General features: G+C 41.9%; 14 protein-coding genes. 4 read left to right on the top strand and 10 right to left on the bottom strand.

The window, feature by feature from the left end; genetic code table 11:
- The first annotated feature begins 192 nt into the window (after positions 1 to 192).
- Positions 193 to 2538 (top strand): formate C-acetyltransferase, encoded by a 2346-nt coding sequence (gene pflB, locus K6969_RS01700; RefSeq protein WP_099807181.1) that lies wholly within the window; start codon positions 193 to 195, stop codon positions 2536 to 2538.
- A gap of 167 nt (positions 2539 to 2705) precedes the next feature.
- Here the strand turns inward: pflB and K6969_RS01695 are convergent, their stop codons facing one another.
- The 8 genes from K6969_RS01695 to K6969_RS01660 all read right to left on the bottom strand — a co-directional run bounded on the left by K6969_RS01695 (position 2706) and on the right by K6969_RS01660 (position 13296).
- On the bottom strand, positions 2706 to 5675 hold the full coding sequence (locus tag K6969_RS01695; protein ID WP_321537444.1) for a type I restriction endonuclease subunit R: 2970 nt from the start codon (positions 5673 to 5675) through the stop codon (positions 2706 to 2708).
- 25 nt (positions 5676 to 5700) lie between these two features.
- Positions 5701 to 6606: a Fic family protein gene (locus K6969_RS01690; RefSeq protein WP_171942947.1), complete on the bottom strand. Its 906-nt coding sequence runs from the start codon at positions 6604 to 6606 to the stop codon at positions 5701 to 5703.
- 123 nt (positions 6607 to 6729) lie between these two features.
- Entirely contained in the window at positions 6730 to 7203 is a 474-nt protein-coding gene (locus K6969_RS01685) for a hypothetical protein (RefSeq protein WP_125177555.1), read from the bottom strand.
- Positions 7187 to 8047 (bottom strand): hypothetical protein, encoded by an 861-nt coding sequence (locus K6969_RS01680; RefSeq protein WP_171942946.1) that lies wholly within the window; start codon positions 8045 to 8047, stop codon positions 7187 to 7189. Before K6969_RS01680 ends, K6969_RS01685 begins: the two co-directional genes overlap by 17 nt.
- Positions 8048 to 9355, bottom strand: coding sequence for a restriction endonuclease subunit S (locus tag K6969_RS01675; RefSeq protein ID WP_029178858.1), 1308 nt, complete (start codon positions 9353 to 9355; stop codon positions 8048 to 8050). It abuts the gene before it with no gap.
- The gene (locus K6969_RS01670; RefSeq protein ID WP_171942945.1) at positions 9348 to 11453 is read right to left on the bottom strand and encodes a type I restriction-modification system subunit M; all 2106 of its coding nucleotides are present in this window, start codon (positions 11451 to 11453) and stop codon (positions 9348 to 9350) included. Before K6969_RS01670 ends, K6969_RS01675 begins: the two co-directional genes overlap by 8 nt.
- Positions 11454 to 11617: 164 nt before the next feature.
- The gene (locus K6969_RS01665; protein WP_171942944.1) at positions 11618 to 12565 is read right to left on the bottom strand and encodes a serine hydrolase domain-containing protein; all 948 of its coding nucleotides are present in this window, start codon (positions 12563 to 12565) and stop codon (positions 11618 to 11620) included.
- The gene (locus K6969_RS01660) at positions 12562 to 13296 is read right to left on the bottom strand and encodes a CppA N-terminal domain-containing protein (RefSeq protein WP_044781588.1); all 735 of its coding nucleotides are present in this window, start codon (positions 13294 to 13296) and stop codon (positions 12562 to 12564) included. The genes K6969_RS01665 and K6969_RS01660 overlap by 4 nt, the downstream gene beginning before the upstream one ends.
- A 181-nt stretch (positions 13297 to 13477) precedes the next feature.
- On the opposite strand from K6969_RS01660, the gene K6969_RS01655 reads away from it, so the two are divergent.
- The gene (locus tag K6969_RS01655) at positions 13478 to 15745 is read left to right on the top strand and encodes a Xaa-Pro dipeptidyl-peptidase (protein ID WP_171942943.1); all 2268 of its coding nucleotides are present in this window, start codon (positions 13478 to 13480) and stop codon (positions 15743 to 15745) included.
- Between the two features lie 329 nt (positions 15746 to 16074).
- Complete coding sequence (locus tag K6969_RS01650; protein WP_321537443.1) at positions 16075 to 17364, top strand: IS4 family transposase; 1290 nt, start codon at positions 16075 to 16077, stop codon at positions 17362 to 17364.
- Between the two features lie 160 nt (positions 17365 to 17524).
- Here K6969_RS01650 and K6969_RS01645 read toward each other — a convergent pair whose 3' ends face one another.
- Together K6969_RS01645 and K6969_RS01640 are read right to left on the bottom strand one after the other, a co-directional pair.
- Positions 17525 to 19492 (bottom strand): GAG-binding domain-containing protein, encoded by a 1968-nt coding sequence (locus K6969_RS01645; protein ID WP_171943098.1) that lies wholly within the window; start codon positions 19490 to 19492, stop codon positions 17525 to 17527.
- A gap of 133 nt (positions 19493 to 19625) precedes the next feature.
- Complete coding sequence (locus tag K6969_RS01640; protein WP_014635829.1) at positions 19626 to 20795, bottom strand: SIS domain-containing protein; 1170 nt, start codon at positions 20793 to 20795, stop codon at positions 19626 to 19628.
- A gap of 275 nt (positions 20796 to 21070) precedes the next feature.
- On the opposite strand from K6969_RS01640, the gene K6969_RS01635 reads away from it, so the two are divergent.
- Positions 21071 to 21370 carry a YbaB/EbfC family nucleoid-associated protein gene (locus tag K6969_RS01635; RefSeq protein ID WP_171943097.1) on the top strand — a complete coding sequence of 100 codons (300 nt, stop codon included), beginning with the start codon at positions 21071 to 21073 and terminating at the stop codon, positions 21368 to 21370.
- The last annotated feature ends 43 nt before the right edge of the window (positions 21371 to 21413 follow it).

Genomic DNA, 21413 nt, shown 5'->3' with positions numbered 1-21413 from the left:
ATTATATTTGACTGTTCTTAAATATTTTAATATAATGATGTCTCGAGAGACCGATGACTGGATTATTGGATTTATATTCCACTACTTGGAAAAAATTCCAATTTATTTTTCAGTGTTTTGTCTTGAAGAAAGTGCTTACATATGATATACTAAAATATGTGAAAAGTAACAATAGCTTAAAGGAGAACCCTCATGTCAACAAAAGTTAAAACAAAAAATGTTGCTGAAGACATTTTCGCCCAAGCCTGGGAAGGCTTCAAAGGTACAGACTGGCAAGACAAAGCTAGCGTAACCCGCTTTGTACAAGCTAACTACACTCCATATGATGGAGATGAAAGCTTCCTTGCGGGTCCTACTGAGCGTTCACTTCATATCAAAAAAATCATCGAAGAAACAAAAGCTGGCTACGAAGACACTCGTTTCCCAATGGACGTAGATCGTGCTACTTCTATCGCTGACATCCCAGCAGGTTTCATCGATAAAGATAATGAATTGATTTTCGGTATCCAAAACGATGAGCTCTTCAAACTTAACTTCATGCCACGTGGTGGTATTCGTATGGCTGAAACCACTCTTATCGAAAACGGCTATACTCCAGACCCACTCCTTCATGAAATCTATACAAAACACGCAACAACTGTAAACGATGGTATCTTCCGTGCTTATACAGCTGATATCCGTCGCGCTCGTCACTCACACCACGTTTCTGGTCTTCCAGATGCTTACTCACGTGGCCGTATCATCGGTATGTACGCTCGTTTGGCTCTTTACGGAGCAGACTACTTGATGGAAGAAAAAGTAGCTGACTGGAATGCAATTACTGAAATCGATGAAGAGTCAATCCGTCTTCGCGAAGAAATCAACCTTCAATACCAAGCATTGCAACAAGTTGTACGCTTAGGTGATCACTACGGTGTTGATGTACGCAAACCTGCGATGAACACGAAAGAAGCGATCCAATGGACAAACATTGCCTTCATGGCAGTCTGCCGTGTTATCAACGGTGCCGCAACTTCTCTTGGTCGTGTGCCGATCGTTCTTGACATCTATGCAGAACGTGACTTGGCTCGTGGTACATTTACTGAATCTGAAATCCAAGAATTTGTTGATGACTTCGTATTGAAACTTCGTACAGTGAAATTCGCTCGTACAAAAGCCTTCGACGAAATCTACTCTGGTGACCCAACATTCTTGACAACATCTATGGCAGGTATGGGTAACGATGGTCGTCACCGTGTTACTAAGATGGACTACCGTTTCTTGAACACACTTGACAACATCGGTAACTCTCCAGAACCAAACTTGACAGTTCTTTGGTCAGACCAACTTCCATATTCATTCCGTCGCTACTGTATGGCAATGAGCCACAAACACTCTTCTATCCAATACGAAGGTGTGACAACAATGGCGAAAGATGGTTATGGCGAAATGTCATGTATCTCTTGCTGTGTATCTCCACTTGATCCAGAAAGCGAAGACCAACGCCACAACATTCAGTACTTCGGTGCTCGTGTTAACGTTCTTAAAGCTCTTCTTTCAAGCTGGAACAACGGCTACGACGATGTTCACAAAGATTACAAAGTGTTCGATGGTGTTGAACCAAATACTTCCGAAATCTTTGACTACGATCAAGTTATCGCCAACTTTGAAAAAGCCCTTGACTGGTTGACTGATACATATGTAGACGCGATGAACATCATCCACTACATGACTGACAAGTACAACTATGAAGCAGTTCAAATGGCCTTCTTGCCAACTCACCTTCGTGCAAACATGGGCTTCGGTATCTGTGGCTTCGCAAATACTGTTGACTCATTGTCTGCTATCAAGTACGCACAAGTGAAACCAATCCGTGACGAAGATGGCTTCATCTACGATTACGAAGTAACTGGCGACTTCCCACGTTATGGTGAAGACGACGACCGTGTAGATGACATCGCGAAATGGCTCATGGAAGCATTCTTCTCTCGCTTGAACAAGCACAAATTGTACAAGAATGCTGAAGCAACTGTGTCTATCTTGACAATCACTTCAAACGTTGCTTACTCTAAACAAACAGCTAACTCACCAGTTCACCGCGGTGTATTCCTCAACGAAGATGGCTCTGTCAACACTTCTAAAGTAGAATTCTTCCCACCAGGTGCCAACCCAACTTCTAAATCTCGTGGTGGTTGGTTGCAAAACTTGAACACTCTTTCTAAACTCAACTTCAAACATGCCAACGACGGTATCTCATTGACAACTCAAGTTTCACCAAAAGCTCTTGGTAAAACATTCGATGAGCAAGTGAACAACTTGGTGACAATCCTTGACGGATACTTCGAACAAGGTGGTCAACACGTCAACTTGAACGTTATGGACTTGAACGACGTTTATGACAAGATTATGGCAGGTGAAGATGTTATCGTTCGTATCTCTGGATACTGCGTAAACACTAAATACCTCACTAAAGAGCAAAAAACTGAATTGACTCAACGTGTCTTCCACGAAGTTCTTTCAATGGACGACCACGCTGCAGAAGTTTCAGGCCAAGCTTAATCTTGCTGATAAAAAACTCAAAGGACTTGCACATGCAAGTCCTTTTACTATGTCGAAAAATCTACGGAGCGTTGCGGAAGGATAGTAAATCTTCGGAAGGATGCACAGCAGATTTTCGGAAGGATACAGAACCAGTTCATAAAAAAATCCCTGTTAAACAGGGATCATCATTTGTCATCCTTCAAACTTCTATAAACATCGTCTATAAAAAGCTTGGCAATTCTCTTTTTAAAATCATCATTATTAAGCAGGACTCCAAAAAAATCTTGATTTTGCATATAACCCTCAGTTAAAGCATTGTCAATCTCATCTTCAAAAGAAAACTCGAAATCTTCACGAGAATTTACCTTAGCAGACTGCTTGAGTTTCTCATTTTTCTTCATGAGTTCACGAATAGAAACTGCACCGCTAACACCGATTTGAGGAGCAATCGTCAAATCAAGTTGCTCATTGATTTCATCAATAATCTCTGAAAGACGTTTTTCCTGTTCTTCATCAATAGGTCCGATTTTAGGTTTATTAAGCGAAAGAGTATATTCCCCTTCCAAGTCAGCTACGGTATGGATACCTGTTTTCTTGTGCTTCATGTAGTCAACCACAATCTTATCCGCAATGGTAAAATCCGTCCCACCAAGCCGAACATCAATCATCTTCACCAATTCTTGTAGATAATTATAACGCTCATGCAGAACCTCATTTTGATAGGCAGTAGCTTGAATCAGGAAAGTATACATTCGAAGAAAACCTCGGAAAACTTTTTTGATTTCCAACTGCTCCTTCGCATCAAACTCCCGAACACGACTGCAACCTTTATTCAACAACGCTGTCATCTTCTGCTTATCCCGACTAGAACGTTTCTCTTGATAAAGGAATTGATTAAACTCATGGATAACATCACTGTCAAGAATACCATATTCGTCTATCTTACGCACCAAGTCAAATACATCACTTGGCGTAATAGTTTCTGATAAAATCGTTTCCTTATAGTAAGGAGCAAAAGCCTTGTTTATATCCTCATAGGTATTTTTAAAGTCTAGTACAAAAGTTTTCTTATTGTAGCCTCCCACCGTACGATTGAGGCGAGAGAGAGTTTGTACAGCTGCTACATCTCGCAACTTTTTATCTACATACATAGCCACCAATTTCGGTTGGTCAAAACCTGTTTGGTATTTATTGGCCACAATCAAGATCTGATAATCATCTGTATCAAATCTCTCTTTAAGCTTGTCCTCCGCAATTCCGTTCATCAGAGCCTCGGTATAATCCTGATCATCCATACTCACCTTACCTGAAAAAGCAACTAAAGCTCCAATACTGGTGATATGATGCTCTTTGAAATAACGTTTAAAGGACTTTTGATACTTGACTGCTGCCTCACGACCCGATGTAACAATCATAGCTTTACCTTGACCGCCCAACTCAGCCATAATGTCATGACTGATGAAATGATCCATGATGATTTCAACTTTCTGGTCAATATTTTCATCCGATAATTCGATAAACTTGGCAATCTTTCTCTTGGCAAGACCTTTCTTAAACTGAGGATCCTCCTCAACAGCCTTGTTCAATTTGTAGTAAGTCTTGTAAGTAGTATAGTTATTCAAGACATCCAGAATAAAACCTTCCTGGATAGCCTGTTTCATAGAGTAGACATCAAAAGGACCTTTTGAACCATCTGGTAAGGTTTTTCCAAACAACTGGAGGGTTGTCGCTTTAGGCGTAGCTGTAAAAGCAATGATCGAAATGTTGTCTTGCTTTCCTGTCCGAGCAATTTCTTGTTCAATGGCGTCCGCCACTGAAACCTCCTGCACCTCATCAATCGTTCCGTCCTCCACATCTGTTTCTGTCAAAACTTGACTGACAGCACTCATATAGGAGCCCGTCGTCGAACTGTGGGCTTCATCAATCAGAATGGCAAATCTTTTCTGGGCAGTTGGACCAGCTGTCATCCAATCTGACTTATTGATTTGGGCAAATTTATGAATGGTTGTTGCGATAATCTTGGTATTTCCAGCCAAGGCATCCGCCAAGTCACTGGAAGTCGCCTTGTCATCCATAACCTTGATAACCCCAGGCTGATGCTGGATAGCCTGAACCGCATCCTGTAGCTGTCTATCCACAACAATCCTGTCTGTCACAATCAAGACCGCATCCACAACATTTCGGTCTTCGTGGTCATGCAGACTTACCAAACTATGTGCCAACCAAGCAATCGTATTGGTCTTGCCAGACCCTGCCGAGTGTTGAATCAGGTAATTGCTATCGGTGTGATTGACCTTCATATCCTCTAGGACACGGTTTACCGCCCGTCTTTGCTGGTAACGAGGGAAAATCAGCGTTTTCTTGTTTTTATTATCCTTATCAACCTTCAAAAAGATAAAGCGTTCAATCAACTGGAGGATACTGTCTTTAGCCAGCACTTCCTTCCAAAAATAGGCTGTGTCTGGACCAGATTCATTGTGCGGATTTCCAGCCCCCTGATCAACCCCTTCACCATTTCCCATATTGAAGGGAAGGAAATAGGTATCTTGACCCTTGATTTCGGTCGTCATGTAAACTTCTAAGGTATCTACCGCGAAAGAAGCCAAAACGCCCGCATTAAACTTAAACAAGCGATTTTTGCTATCTCGCTTTTTCAACTGACGAATAGCATCATCTACCGATTGACCACTGGAATTGAGCTTCAACTCAATCGCAAAAATAGCTAGGCCATTCAGAAAGATAACCAAGTCTACACGTTCCTGATCCTTGTAGACAACCTCTTCCATAACTGTAAAACGATTTTGCTCATACCGCTTGACTGCCTTGGCATTAAAGGAAGTGGCAGGCTTGGGATAGACCAGTTTCAATTGTTTATTTTCAATAAAAACCCCTGACTTCAAGGCAAAGAGAAGACCTCCCTTGATAATTTCTTGGTTAATCAAGTTGAGAATAACCTCTTTGTCCAACTTCTTCAAGAGATAGTCCATCTCGTCTTCTTGGGTTGCTCGCAGAAACTCCCACAAGATGTCTGTATCCATTGCCAAGCGTTGATTATACTTGCTCTGCGGTCTGTGAGTAAAACCATTTTCTGTTTCTAAATCCTTGATAATCCACTGCTGAAAATCATAACGTTCTGTAAGGTCAAAATGAGCCATAGGTATTCCTTATTCTTCCTTGTACTTACTCTACATCATCGGGGGAGAGGATAGACAAATACATATCCAATCTCTCATTCAGATAACGGGCAAACAAATCTTCCATTGCTGACAGGCTTCCCTTAGCATGGAAGTCATCAAAGGCCTGATAATAGGCTAATCGGTCTGAAAATTTAATATCAATGGGAGGATAGCCAGCCTTCATCAGCTCCAAGTTGACCAAGAGCCGTCCAGTTCGACCATTTCCATCAATAAAGGGATGAATACTTTCAAAGGCAATGTGAAAACGAGCCATCTTGGTCACGATGTTTTCCTGACACTGAGCATAGTCCGCCAGCCACTGCTCCATCAAGGGACGGATCATAAAAGGCTGGGCAGGTTCGTTTGCAGCACCCATGATACGAACGGGCACCTTTCGATAGACACCCCTATCGTCCTTCTTATCGGACAAAACCAGATAGTGAATATCCTTTACAACCTGCTCCGTCAAAGGCGTATCTTCTGCCACCAAGGTCTGTACGTATTCAAAAGCTTCCCTATGACCAATAGCCTCAAGATGATCCTTTAAGGGCTTCTGGTCAATGGTCAACCCTCGCAAAACCATGTCCGTTTCACGCAGGGTCAGGGTATTGCCCTCAATAGCGTTGGAATTATAGGTGAACTCCACTGTAAATTCTTCATTGAGCCGCTCAATCTCTCCTCTGGTCAAGGGACGAAGCGTCGCTAACCTTACCATCTTTTCATCAATCAAGGGCAGGAGGCTTTCCACCCTTTTATAACGACCATCAACTGGCTTTGGGGTATCTTGGGGAATCTTCCATAAACGTCCCTCACGGATAGCACCTTCCACCTTTCCCTGACTACACAAGTCACGAACACGGCGGTCTGAAATCCCCCAGAGCTCCGCTGCCTGCTTAACTGACATATACATAGGACACCTCACCTTCTAACCAAAACAGTCCTTTTTTCTAATACTATTATAGCACAGTTCGGAAGGATAGGGGACTAACGGAAGGATGTTTGGAAAATTTTCGGAAGGAAAGGATAAGGAGAGTTACTTTTTTCGTAATTCTTTTTCAGATGAAATAATACCATCTGTAATACTCTTTAATCGTAAGATTAATCTCCCCACTTCTGTGAAAAAGAGTAACACTACAATAATAGTTCCTGCTAAACTTATTCTTCCCCAAACAGAGTTATCATCTTCTCCAAACACCATCAAAAGACTAGGTAAAAATGCGATAACAATACTTGATATGGATAAATTAAAAAGATTTTTCATTAATAACAAATCAACGTTTAGATTTTTAATATTTTTTATAAATCTATTATCGGGAAAAAATGAATTAATACCGAAAAGAGTTAGTAATACACTGGACAAGAACATGAAAAAATCTTGTAGTGAGGTCAATATGCCATAGTAATTAGGTATACAAGAAATAGAAATCTCATTCCTTAAAAAATAGAAAGATAGTACAAGTATAACTATTGCTTGTGATATACGAAAATATTTATTTGGATTCTTCATAATACTTTAGATAGTCCCTCTTATTAGCGTAGGCTTCCTCTAAAAATCTATAGATGTCTATTGTTGTTAGTTCCTCTATGTAAATTTTTTTATAATATACTAGTTTGTGTTTTACTAAATCGATAATCTCACTATCACCATAAATAGACATGGATGTAACTTTCATATCTTGCTTGTCTTGATAAGCCATTAATAATTGGACACTGTCCCATATCCCCCTCTTATCTAGCCGTTCACCATGAACTTTTATTTCAATACTATCCCCAGACAGTTTCTTAGCAAGCTCAATACCAGAGTTGATATCCTTGACATCATCTGCAAACAAATTAAGTTGCTTAGGAACCGATACATTAAAAACAAAATCATGAACCTGGTTCAGACGATCTAGCTTCTCAAGCCCTTCTTTATCTTTTATCAAATCAAATCTAAACAACTCACTATTGATGTTTACTTTCTGAGATATAAAAATTTGTAAATCACTAATATTAATTTGCCCTTGTCCTCTTTTTTGTACGAGTATTTCAGATTTGCAATCGTATAAAAATTGAGCATCAATTGCTAGACCTTGAGTATCTTCTTTATCAACTAATTCACGTCGTTGCTTTTCAATATCATCAAGTTTGATTTCCTCATGGGTATTAACTTTTGCGATTGTAAACAAAACATAGCCTGGCTGCTGAATAATATCACATGTTATATAATAATCAAAACCAGAAATTGATTCCGTTGCAATCGTATCTTGGTTTGTAATTTTTGAAAAATAATGATTTATGTGTTGCTTAATCTGCTGAGTACCATTAAGCTGATAAAAATAACATTTAAGTTCCTTATAACTTGCCGCCATCTACACCCTCCTTTTCCCTGTCACGTAATCATAAATCAGTGTTTGGCGTTGTTTGTTGATATTTTCGAGTTGTTCTTTTTTGATAGCAATCATTTGGTTGATTTGCTCTATCTTTTTATCTAAGAAGTCAGCGATTTGATTTTGTTCTGTAACTGAAGGGATTAAAATCCGTAGTACTGATAAGTCTCCCCACGTGCCTCCTTGTCGAACTCCTCCTCCAAAATTATAATATACTTTACATAAATCATATGCATAGAACAAATGGTTATAGTAGTTGGCATTAATAAAATTGTTTATAGTTCTTATTGTTACATACGCTGAAGTGATAATGCCACGCTCTTTTGATAATCCAGTTCGTAAACTTTTTTTATCATTTTGCAAATCTGTAAGTCGGAAAACAATATCATTTTCATCAATAATGTTGTATGTATCAAACGATTCAGGTAATAATCCCATCAAATTATCGATAGACTTCCGTATTACTCTACCATAACTTAGTGATAATAAATTTTTTTCAAAATTTCTGACATTTTTCTTTTTCACTTCCCCAAAAAATTGGGATAATTTTCCTACCCCCCACCCCTCTGGGATCTGTCCTATCCAGTCAACACCTGAGTCTTTTAGGGGAACGGTTTTATCCAGTCCTTTTGTGACGGTTTCGTAAATGAGGCTTTGGCGGTAGTCTTCCAAGGTCTTAATTTGCTCTTCCAGAAGGCTTTTGACCTTATCCAGCTGAGCGACTTTTTTATCGAGGAAGTCAGCGATTTGGTTTTGTTCATACAAACTTGGCAGTATCAAACAAGTTTCTTGCAATATTGATTGTGTAATACTATAGACTTTAATTCCACTCACCTTATTTTGAACTTGTTTTCTAAACGCCAAAGAGTCAAAGTAGTGCATAAAATATCTAAAGTCATGTTCTAAAGCATTTTTGAGTTTGGCTTTAATTGTATGATAACCAGCAAATAGTTCGCCATTATCATCAATTCTTGTCGAAAAATTTCCCGAACCATCAATATCTTCCGACGTATCTGCAAAAACAAAGTCACCTGGTTTTAGAAGCGATTGCTTGAATTTTAGATAATTAGCCGAAACTTGTGGTAATACATCCCTATCCGTACTTACTGACTTGCCATATTTCGAATGAATTTGACCATAGTTAATAACTGGTATTCCATCTTCAATTAAATTCTCTTTGGTGATGGTTAAACCTTTATTCGTATCTAAAAAATACTTAAACTTCGTTATCCCCCACTCCTCTGGCACTTCCCCAATCCACTCGATACCACTATCTTTCATCCTAGTCATGTTTGAGGTCCTCCAAGAGTGCTTGTAATTGGTCTTCTAGATCATAGAATTGTTTGAGCAGGTCTTCTGCCTTTTCTGGGGCTTGGTATTGGTAGAAATAGCGGGTAAAGGGGATTTCTGCTCCCAGCTTGTTTTCCTCCCACCAGAAGTGAGCATCTGGGACATGAGGGTAGACCTCTCGTTCAAAATAAGTCTCCACTTCTTCCGATAGCTTGACAATCTCAGAATCCTTAGTAGTCTTGTCATAGACGATACCGTCCGCAATCTCACCCAGCTTGTCTTTCTTTTTCGTTTTAATAACCTCAGCAGTCTTGTCCATCTCACTCATAGCAAGGGCTAGGGCATTGAGATTGGCTGGGGTCAGCTTGACTTCTGACAAAAGGTCTTTCAGTACGGCTGTAAAGGTCTCAAAGTTTGGATAGATAGCTTCCGACAGACCTTGACGGAGGGCTTGAAGGATTTCCTCTTGCTTTATTCTACCTTCTTCAAGCTTTTGCAGTTCCTTATCTTGCTTGGCTGTGCGTGGCTCCATTTCCAGTAATTCTTGGTACTTGTACTCATCAAAGAGCTTGGCAAAAAACTGGACCGACTGGACACTTTCCAGACTTTTCTCCGTGATTTCTCCACGACGTTGTAGAGGCTGCATGACCAGGTATTCTTTATAAAGAAATTCCTTGCTGTCAAAGATTTTCACACGGTCATTTTCCTCAAAGTCATGGTACCACTGGAGAATATCCTTGATATTGTCCTGTGACAGCTCACGGCGTTTTTGTCCCAGCGATTTCCGCAAGGGAACAAATTCATTGGTCGCATCGATAAATTGGATCTTACCCTGTCTTTCTGGACTCTTATCCTTATTATAAAGCCAGATATAGATACCAATTCCAGTATTGTAGAAAAATTGCCCCGGTAGAGCGACAATAGCCTCCAACAAATCATTTTCTAAGATATACCGTCGGATTTGGCTTTCCCCAGATGTCGTTCCACCTGAGAATAGGGGCGAACCGTTTGAAATGATAGCAGCTCTGCCATTTTCCTCCAACTTCGCCAAAGCATGTAGATGGAAGAGCAACTGAGCATCGCCTGTGGTAGGTGTGTTGACGAAACGACCTTCCCTGCCTTCTGTCGACTCAAAGAGAGCCTGATCATCCTTGACCGCCTGCTCTACTCCGTCATCCGCATCCTTCCCTCCCCAAGACTGACCAAAGGGTGGATTGGCAATGACAAAGTTCATCTTCTTATCGTGAAATGGGTCTGAATCCTTGAGCGTATCCGTCTTAACAAAGTAATCCGACTCTTCCTGACGAATCAGCATATCCGCCTTGCCAATACCGTAGGTTTCAGCTAGATACTCCTGACCAAACAAGCGAACGTTGACCTTGGGATTGAGCTGTTGAATATAGCTTTTGGCAGTTGCCAGCATACCGCCTGTACCTGCCGCCATATCTAAGACCTTAATCTCTTTATTGTCAACAAAAAGCTCTTCATCTGCCTCCATCAAGAGCAGGTTGACCATGAGAGCGATGACTTCCCGTGGTGTATAATGAGAACCTGCCTCCTCATTTTCAGAAAAGCGGCGGATAATATCCTCAAACATATAGCCCATCCGCATAGAGTCAACGGTGCTGGGTGATAAATCAAGTTCCGAGAATTTCTTCACTACTGTAAAGAGACGCCCTGTACTTGCCAAGGTATCCACCTGCTCCTTAAATTTCAAATTCTCGATAATATCCTTGACTCGTTTGGAATAACCATCTAGGTAATCCAAAAAGTTATCCTTGATAGCATCGGGTTCATTCAAGAGATTCTTTAGTGTATGCTTGCTGGTATTGTAGTATTTATAGCCTGTAAGAGACTCAAAGATTTTCTCTGGTGTTGACGGATTCGACTGGAACTGAGCCAACACTTTTTCCTTGGTCGGTAAAAGGGCAGCTTCCAAGCGAGCCAATACAAACATGGGAATAATGACATCACGGTATTTATCTGCTCGGTAAGCACCTCGTAGGGTGTTTGCAATAGACCAGACTAAATTGACGTCCTTGCTGATGTTGACATCATTTGCTTGAAACAGAGGGAGTTTCCCTTTTATAGCTGACATAATTTCTCCTAACACTCGTCTAAAATATACCTCTATTATATCAAAAATCGTACACTACTATAGGAAGCACGAAGCGTTTAGCAAGAGATTTTTTATCGTTTTCTTACCACTTCCTTGATGGGCAATAACTAAAAATCCTCCCACAAATTGCGGAAGGATAGTTATTAGTCAATAGCCTCTTCTTCCTCCAAGACCTGACGAATCAAGACCATGACCTGGTTTCTATCCAACTTCCACTGGGCCCGCTCATCCTTGTCAAAAGTACGATTCGAGAGAAATATCGCAGCTTTCTGCAAGGGACGATTGTACATGATAAAGGTCCCCGTATAGCCAGTATGGGACAACCAGTCCTCTTTCTTATCCCAGGCCAACGACCGCTTGCGCTTGTCGTCAAAGCCATAGTCCTGGGTCAAATCCGCCGCAAAGTCCTCTGTCAGATAGCGCTCCAAGAAGATTTCCAAATCCTTGACCGTCGAAAAGAGACCTGCACTTCCCGCGTGGAGGCCTAGGACACGCGCCTTAGGGTCATGTACCACACCTGCTTTCACGCCACGCACCGTCGGTACCGCCTGACTGACTGGTCCAAAGGAGGTTTGGGACATACCAAAGGGCTCTAGAACATCCCGTCTGATCAGCTGGTCTAGACTTGCTCCACCCAGTTCCTCCAGCAAAAAGCCCAGTAAGAGAAAATTAATATCTGTGTAGAGGAAAGCTTTCTTATCCGTTACAGCAATCTTCAAAATCGCTTCCTTGAGCTGGTCAGCATCCAGACTATCCCGATTGGGAATGAAGGGGGCGATGCCACTAGTATGGGTCAATAATTGCCGAATGGTGACCTGACTATCCGCAAAAGCAGGATAATAAGACTGCAAGGTCCTATCTAGCTCCAAAGCTCCGCTATTAACCAGAAAAGTCGCAAGAGTCCCCACACCAACCACCTTGGAAACAGACGCCAAATCATAGGTCAAACCCGCCTCAACTGGTAGCTGACCATCCTGGGTCCCCAAATAATGCTCCTGCCACTGCCCCTTAGAAAAAAGAGCCAGACTGGCACCAGGATAGACTCCTTGCCCAATCTGCTCTGAAATCTTGTCTAAAATCGCTTGTCTCATTTTTCGAACCACAATTCAATACCACTTGGGTCAACCGTTTGAATAAAGCTTGCTTTTTTATCTTTAAAGAACGGTCCTTCCAACTGGCTTTCCAAATGCGCCCAATCAAAGTCCTGCTCGACGGGAAAACGCAAGCCTTCTAAATCCCAAACTTGTTCTGCAGGAGTTAATAAATCCTTACCTTCTGCTCCAACAAAATGCAAAAAGGCTTGTTTAGGTAGGATAGCCTCATAATAGTCTTGGCTAATACTAGCCTGTGGGGTATTAATCCAAATAGACTCTACTGTAAAAGCAGTCAATCCAGAAAAGTCATCCTGCACCTTAAATGGAACAGGTGGAAGGATTTCTTTTAGGTCATCAACAGATGCTTCTGCATGTAAAAGAAAGGTGTCTCCTTCTGGCGACACAGCTTCAAAACCATAGCCATTTTTTCCTTGGTAGAGCTTACTATACTGTGACCCTTGCGCCAGTAAAGCTTCAATTTCAGAGGCATTATCTACTTTTATCACAATTTTATTCAGTTTTTTAAGCCCTTCGACAGCACGGGTGCGATTACCAGGAGATTCTGTCAAAACAAGCTTCGTTTCTGGACTTGTTCTATCTCCAAAATCAGCAAAAGGACCATCTTCTAGCTTGGTTTTCATTCCTAGATTTTTTTCTAAAAATCCTTGGTTAATAGCCCTATTATTAATACGTAAAACAGGGACTATAGCTTCATTTTTTCTCAACACGATACATTTCACTCCTCAGTCATTCTACAATATTGTATTAAAAATTTCGTCATTTTACAACTAATTGTATCGTCGTTTTATACATTAATATCTTTATATATACGGATAATTTTTAGACAAACACTAGCTTATCAGATATAATAGCTATTATAGACTATTATCCTAAAAAAGAGGAGAATTTATGCGCTTTAATCAATTTTCTTTTATAAAAAAAGAGACCTCCGTCTACTTGCAAGAGCTTGATGCTCTAGGATTTCAACTGATTCCTGATGCAAGTAGTAAGACAAATTTAGAAACCTTTGTCAGAAAGTGCCATTTCCTGACAGCCAACACCGACTTTGCCCTATCCAACATGATTGCAGACTGGGACACAGACCTACTGACCTTCTTCCAGTCTGACCGTGAGCTGACAGAACAGATTTTTTATCAAGTGGCCTTTCAGTTGCTGGGTTTTGTGCCTGGTGTGGATTATACAGATGTCATGGACTTCGTGGAGAAAAGCAATTTCCCTGTCATCTATGGAGATATGATTGACAATCTCTACCAGCTCCTCAATACCCGCACCAAGTCTGGAAATACCTTGATTGACCAGCTGGTCAGCGACGACCTAATTCCAGAAGATAACCACTACCACTTCTTCAACGGTAAATCGCTAGCGACCTTTTCAACCAAAAACCTCATTCGTGAGGTGGTCTATGTCGAAACGCCTGTCGATACGGCTGGGACTGGGCAGACAGACATTGTTAAGCTGTCCATTCTCCGTCCGCACTTTAACGGGAAAATCCCTGCGGTCATTACCAACAGTCCCTATCATCAAGGAGTTAACGATGTAGCTAGCGACAAGGCCTTGCACAAGATGGAAGGTGAATTAGCACAAAAACCTGCCGGCACCATTGAGGTCAATCAGACCAGCATCACCAAGCTAGACTTGGACAAACGGGACCTGCCTATCAGCCCTGCTACCGAAAAACTGGGCCACATCACTTCTTACTCCCTCAACGACTACTTCCTAGCTCGTGGCTTTGCCAGCCTCCATGTGTCTGGTGTCGGCACGCTGGGCTCGACTGGCTACATGACATCTGGCGACTACCAGCAGGTGGAGGGCTATAAAGCGGTGATTGACTGGCTGAACGGTCGCACCAAGGCTTACACAGACCACACTCGCTCGCTTGAGGTCAAGGCCGATTGGGCCAATGGTAAGGTGGCGACGACGGGACTGTCTTACCTCGGCACCATGTCCAATGCCTTGGCAACAACTGGCGTGGACGGGTTGGAAGTCATCATCGCAGAAGCGGGAATTTCCTCTTGGTATGACTACTACCGTGAAAACGGGCTGGTGACCAGCCCTGGCGGCTATCCAGGCGAAGATTTGGACAGCTTGACCGCCCTGACCTACTCGAAAAGTCTACAAGCAGGGGATTTCCTCCGCAATAAAGAAACTTACAAAAAAGGACTGGCAGCAGAACGAGCTGCCCTGGATCGCACCAGCGGTGACTACAACCAATACTGGCAGGACCGCAATTATCTGCTCCACGCAGATAAGGTCAAGTGCGAGGTGGTCTTTACCCACGGCTCACAGGACTGGAATGTTAAGCCAATCCATGTCTGGAATATGTTCCACGCCCTACCTAGTCACATCAAGAAGCACCTCTTCTTCCACAACGGTGCCCACGTTTATATGAACAACTGGCAGTCTATCGATTTCCGTGAGTCCATGAACGCCCTACTCAGTCAGAAACTGCTTGGCTACGAGAATAACTACCAACTGCCAACGGTTATCTGGCAGGACAACAGCGGTGAACAAACTTGGACGACCTTAGAAACCTTTGGCGGTGAAAAAGAGGCTGTCTTGCCACTGGGAACTGGAAGCCAGACCATTTCCAATCACTATCCCCAAGAAGATTTTGACCGCTACGGCAAGGCATATCAAAGTTTCCACCAAGACCTCTATGCAGGCAAGGCCAATCAAATCAGCATGGAACTACCTGTAACGGAGGATATCCTGATCAACGGACAAGTCACGCTGAAACTCCGTGTATCTTCTAGTGTAGCCAAGGGCCTCTTATCTGCTCAGCTATTGGACAAGGGAAATAAAAAACGCCTAGCCCCAATCCCTGCGCCTAAAGCAAGATTGAGTCTAGACAACGGTCGTTACTATGCCCAAGAAAATCTGCTGGAGTTGCCTTATGTGGAGATGCCGCAACGCTTGGTGACCAAGGGCTTTATGAACCTGCAAAATCGTACTGACTTGATGAAAATTGAGGAAGTGGTGCCAGACCAGTGGATGGATGTGAGCTGGAAACTGCAACCGACTATTTATCAGCTGAAAAAAGGTGACGTCTTAGAGCTGATTCTCTATACAACCGACTTTGAGTGTACTGTTCGGGATAATTCTCAATGGCAAATCCACCTTGATTTAAGCCAATCACAGTTAATTTTACCGCACTAATACTCAATGAAAATCAAAATCAGACTAGTTTCAAAGGTTTGGGAAACCTTTGAAGGTTGGAGATAAAGTGAATGAAGTTCATTTCTCCAAGAACAGATATACCCCTGCTACTTTCTTATTTTATGGTAGCAGGCTGTCAAGCTCCACTGGAGCTTGACACTCATCAAATCAAGTCAACAACGTCTGATTTTGAGTTTCGAAGAGTATAATATTGATTTTCAGTTCTAAAAAGAGGCTGGGCGTTTCCGCAATGTCATTAAGTTAACTAACCTATCACGTTTTGTGGTGGGTTAGTTTTTATGGTACACTAAAAATAAAAGGGGAAAGTCATGCTAGATCAGATTAAAGCTCATTTACTTGATAGTATTAACGACATCGTTTCTAGTGCCAATCAGTTTGTGCTTCATCCTGAAAAAGATTTTAGTCGGCAAAGTCAGCTAACTATGAAAACCATGATTCAAGCCATACTGACCATGGGAGGCAATACCTTATCTAAAGAGTTACTTGACTTACATTTACCAGTTACCCAATCTGCCTTTGTTCAACGACGGTATCAGATTAAACACCAAGCTTTTAAAACACTTTTTAGGGATATTACTTCTAAAATTCCAATCTCTGATAATCTCCCTATCCTGGCTGTTGATGGCAGTGATGTGATTCTACCAAGAAATCGTTTTGATAAAACGACCTCTTTTCAAACTGGACCACATCACACTCCTTACAATCTTATTCATATCAATGCTCTCTACAATCTTGAACAAGAGATATATCATGATTTACGGATCCAAGATAATCGAGAGGTTGATGAACGTGCGGCTTTTATTGACATGATGAAGAACTCTTCTTTCAAACAAGCTCTGGTAATAATGGATAGGGGGTATGAATCCTACAATGTCATGGCTCACTGCCAAGAAAGAAATTGGTCCTATATTATTCGTATTCGTGACGGGAATCATTCTATGAAATCAGGATTTAACCTCCCTGACACACCTTGTTTTGATGAGGCATTTGACCTAAACATCTGTCGGAAACAGACCAATGAGATGAAACAACAGTATCACAATTTTCCTAATCACTATCGCTGTTTACCTAATCACACACCCTTTGACTTTCTACCAAGCTCTAGCCGAAAAAGTGATCCAGCCCAGTTTTACGAACTTCATTTTCGAATGGTGCGTCTCGAAATCAAGCCAGGTTTCTTTGAAACTTTGGTGACAAATACCGATTATTCTCCAGAAAAATTAAAAGATCTCTATGCCTACAGATGGGGCATAGAGACCAGTTTTCGTGACCTAAAATACAGTATCGGTCTAACTCATTTTCATGCAAAAAAGAAGGAAGGGATTCTCCAAGAAATCTACGCTCGCTTTATCAATTTTAATGTTTGTAAATGGCTAACCTCACACGTTGCTATTAAAACATCAAAGTTAAAACAGACTTATAAAATTTGTTTTTCAGACGCTGTTTATGCCTGTCGAAAATTTCTTAGAGCTGAACTCACTGCCTTCCAATTGGAAACCTACATTGCCAAACATTTATCCATCACCCGACCCAATCGAACGTTCCAAAGAAAGATAAGAAGCAAGGCACCTGTAAGCTTCACTTATAGAGTAACATAATAGTTGAAAAATAGGGTTAAAAAACCTCCTTTTTGTGCGCCCTAAATACAAAAACTATTCCCGTTTGGTCATCGACGGGAATAGTTCCTTTAATTGTTTAAATGCTTAACTTAATGACATTGGGCGTTTCCGCCCTGCCTCTTTATTATTTCATAATGGTTTAGATTTGATCTTTAGATTTTTTGTTTATAGCTGTAGCGACTACTGCTAAGCTAATTCCAGCTAAACCAAGGCCTACTAAGGCTAGGTTATTGCGTTGTTCACCTGTTGCAGGTAGGGTTGCTTTGTTTGCAGAAGGTGCACCCTTCTGACTCATTGTTGGATTTGATTGTACTGAAGGAGTTGTTTTTACTTCTTCTTTCTTCATTTCCAAGCTACCTTTTACAAGGATACGATTTTGACCTTCAACAACAGTTTCTGATAATAGGTTGGTTGCGACAACTTTACCATCAACTATGACATCTTGATAAACAGATACTTTTTTACCTGCTTTTCCTTCTTGAAGAAGGTATGATTTGCCAAGTGCTAGGCTTGCATCATATCTGATTTCTTCTTTGATAGGGAGAGCTTCTTCTACCTTGCGTTCTTTTGTTGCGAAGTCTAGCTTTGGTTTTTCCGCTGTTTTTGGTGCGACTTCTGGAACTGCTGTCTTAGGTGCAGAGTCTTCCGCTTTTGGTTGCTCCGCCTTTGGCATTTCCTCCTTCGGCATGTCTTCTGCTTTCGGCTGCTTCATTTCTGGTTGCTTAGCCTCTGGCATCTGTTTGTCAGACTCTACTTTATCAGTTTTCGGTTTGTCCATTGGAGTGTCTGGCATTGGTGCCGGAACTTCATCCTCTTTTGGTGCCGGTGCTGGCATTTCCGATTTTGGTTCTTCCATTTTCGGTTGGTCCATTGGAGTTTCCGGGACTGGGGCTGGAGTCGGAACCTCTTCCTCTGCCTTTGGAGTTTCTGGAATTGGTGTTGGTGCTGGCATTTCCGCTTTCGGTTCTTCCATTTTCGGTTGGTCCATTGGAGTTTCCGGGACTGGAGCCGGAGTTGGAACCTCTTCCTCTGCCTTTGGAGTTTCTGGAATTGGTGTTGGTGCTGCGTCCGGAGTTGGGACTGGTGTTTCTTCTTTCGGCGCTGGTGCCTTCTCTTCTGCTTTCGGCTCCTGTGTTTCCTCTTCTACTTTCGGTGCCGGAGTGTCTTCCTCTTTTGGAGCCGGAGCCTCTGGCATTGGTGCCGGAATTTCTTCCTCGGCTTTTGGCGCTTCTGCTTCCGGTGCTGGAACTGGAACTTCGTCCTCTTTCGGAGCTGGGACTGCGTCCGGTGTCGGAGTTTCTTCTTTCGTCTCTGGTGCCTTCTCTTCTGTTTTCGGCTCCTGTGTTTCCTCTTCTACTTTCGGTGCCGGAGTGTCCTCCTCTTTTGGAGCTGGTGTTTCTTCCTCTTTTGGAGTGTCTGGAATTGGTGTTGGGGCCGGAGCCTCTTCCTCTTTTGGAGCTGGAGCCGGCTCTTCTTTTGGTGTTGGAGCTTCTGGTACTGGAGCCGGCTCTTCAGCTTTTGGCTCTAGCTTTTTAACTATCTCTTTAATCCTTTCAAACGCTTGTTCTGCTTCTTGAGTATAATTTTCCAGGTTACTTCCAATCTGACTAGCATAATTAGCATCATCTCTTTGCTCCAAATGTACCTTATACTCGTTTTCAATTTCTTCATTGTCAGGGTATTTTATACGATACTGGGCAACCTGACGCGTCAAACGTTCCAACTTAATATGGTTTCTAAAGTCAACTAAACCTTCAATATTTGGAATTTTGGAATCTTCCTCCTTCAAAGTAGAAGCAAGATCCATTTGACCCTTTCCATATTTTAAATTATCGTCCCACAAGTATTTTTGAAATGAGTATTTAGAACTATCATATTCAGGAACCTTCTTCAATTCTTCCAAGTCCATTTTTAGCTCTTCCACAAGTTCTTTGAGGTGTTGAAGAGGTGTTTTTGTAGTCTCTGTAGCTGTTGAAGTCTCTGTCGCCGCAAAAGCGGTTGGTGTCGAGACTCCCGCCCCAAGTAGGCAAGTAGCAATTAGCACCGAGCCTACGCCGACTTTAAATTTACGAATACTATATCTGAATTTTTTATTTGCAGTTTCCATTTCTACCATCCCTAAATATATTATATTTTATTATATACTATATTATACCACGATACTCAGGTGGTTGGATGTGTTTTTTATGTGTTAAAACTCTACCGAATAGCTCTGCTTCTTCATCATTGAATACATGTAACTATTTTTCTAGTGGATGTATAATCACACCCTGCACCACACGGTTTACGGTGCCTGTTGGTGATGGTGTATCTGGCAAGTTGTTGCACTTAATGGCTGCCATAATAGATACCGTTTGGGCAAAGATGATGTAAGGGAAGGTTAGGAAAACATCTGGCAGATCTGCTCCGCCTTCTGCCAAGACAAAGTTAGCTGCCTCTGTATCTGCTAGCTTGTCAGCCGACAATGCCACTATCCGCTCTGCTATGCCATCACCATGGACTTCATTGAGCAAGTCCACATCATATTGACGAGTGTAGGCATCGTTTGAGGCAAAGAGGAAAATCAAGGTCTTTTCATTGATGAAGGATTTTGGTCCATGACGGAAACCGAGTGGTGACTCGTACATGGTCGCAATTTTGCCTGCTGTCAATTCCAGAATTTTCAACTGAGCTTCGTGGGCAAGACCATAGAAACCACCTGAACCGAGGTAAATCACTCGCTCAAAATCAAGGTTAATCAAGTCTTGCACGTAGTCTTCACGGTCCAAAACATCTTGACCCAGACGGGCAATGGTCTCAACCCAAGCAGCTTTTTCTTCTTGACTGGCTGGCGAGAAGACGAGGAGGGCTGTCAGAGCCATACAGCTGTAAGAACCTGTCATGGCAAAGCCCTTATCGTTTGATCCGGCCGGTTGCAAGAGCAAGAGATTGTCCGCATCCCCTTCAGCCGCTAGTGCCAGCTTACCTTCTGATGCACAGGTAATGGTCACTTGATACAATTTATCTACCAATTGCTTAGCGACCTCAACTGCTGCCACACTTTCTGGTGAATTTCCTGAACGGGCAAAGGATACCAAAACCGTTGGCACATCTGCCTGTAAATAGTCATGTGGACGACTAACCAGCTCCACTGTACCAATGGCAGAAAAACGAATGTGTTTCAAGTCATTGACTTGGTTGAGGTAGTTGGCAATACTTTGCCCAACAAAATCAGAAGTCCCTGCACCTGTAAAAACAACGTGAACAAAATCATGTTTTTCCTTGATAGCCTTCAAGAAGCCCTCAATCTTCTCAAGCTGGTCAAGATAGAGTTGATGAGCCTCTTTCCACAAGCCAGGCTGTTGGTAAATTTCGGTCGCCGTAATAATAGCCCCCAATTTTTCTAATTCTTCTTTTGCTAAACGGAACATAGCTCCTCCTTGTTTTTATGGTTATAACCAGTTTTTCTTATATTATACAAGAAAGTGCTTACAAAGTCAATTTGAAATAGATTAATATGTCAAATTTATATCCGATATTGCTGACTATAACTTATTTTAAGAAGGTAGCATTATCTACATAAAACATGTTATAATATTTACTACGCCTCTGCCTTTGAAAATTTTTAACAATAAGGCAAAATAAGGCAACGAAAATTTAACCAGAGGGTCTAAACCCTTGATAGGAAAGGAATCTTAAAAATCTTATGATGAATATGCAAAACATGATGCGCCAAGCTCAAAAACTTCAAAAACAAATGGAGAAGAGCCAAGCTGAGTTGGCTGCTACTCAATTTACTGGTAGCTCTGTACAGGACTTGGTTACTGCTACTTTTACTGGAGATAAGAAATTGGTTTCTATCGACTTCAAGGCTGATGTTGTGGATGCAGACGACCTTGAAACCTTGCAAGAAATGACAATCCAAGCAGTCAACGCTGCACTTACAAAAGTTGACGAGGCAACTCAGAAAAAATTGGGGGCCTTTGCTGGTAAATCACCATTTTAAGTACAGAAAAAAGACGCGATTGGGCTAGGCCCTCGCGTCTCTT

The sequence above is a fragment of the Streptococcus suis genome (assembly GCF_019856455.1).
Classification (GTDB): Bacteria; Bacillota; Bacilli; order Lactobacillales; family Streptococcaceae; genus Streptococcus; species Streptococcus suis_AE.
Note: the sequence above shows the minus strand (reverse complement) of the source record. Positions and strands in the feature narration are given on the sequence as shown.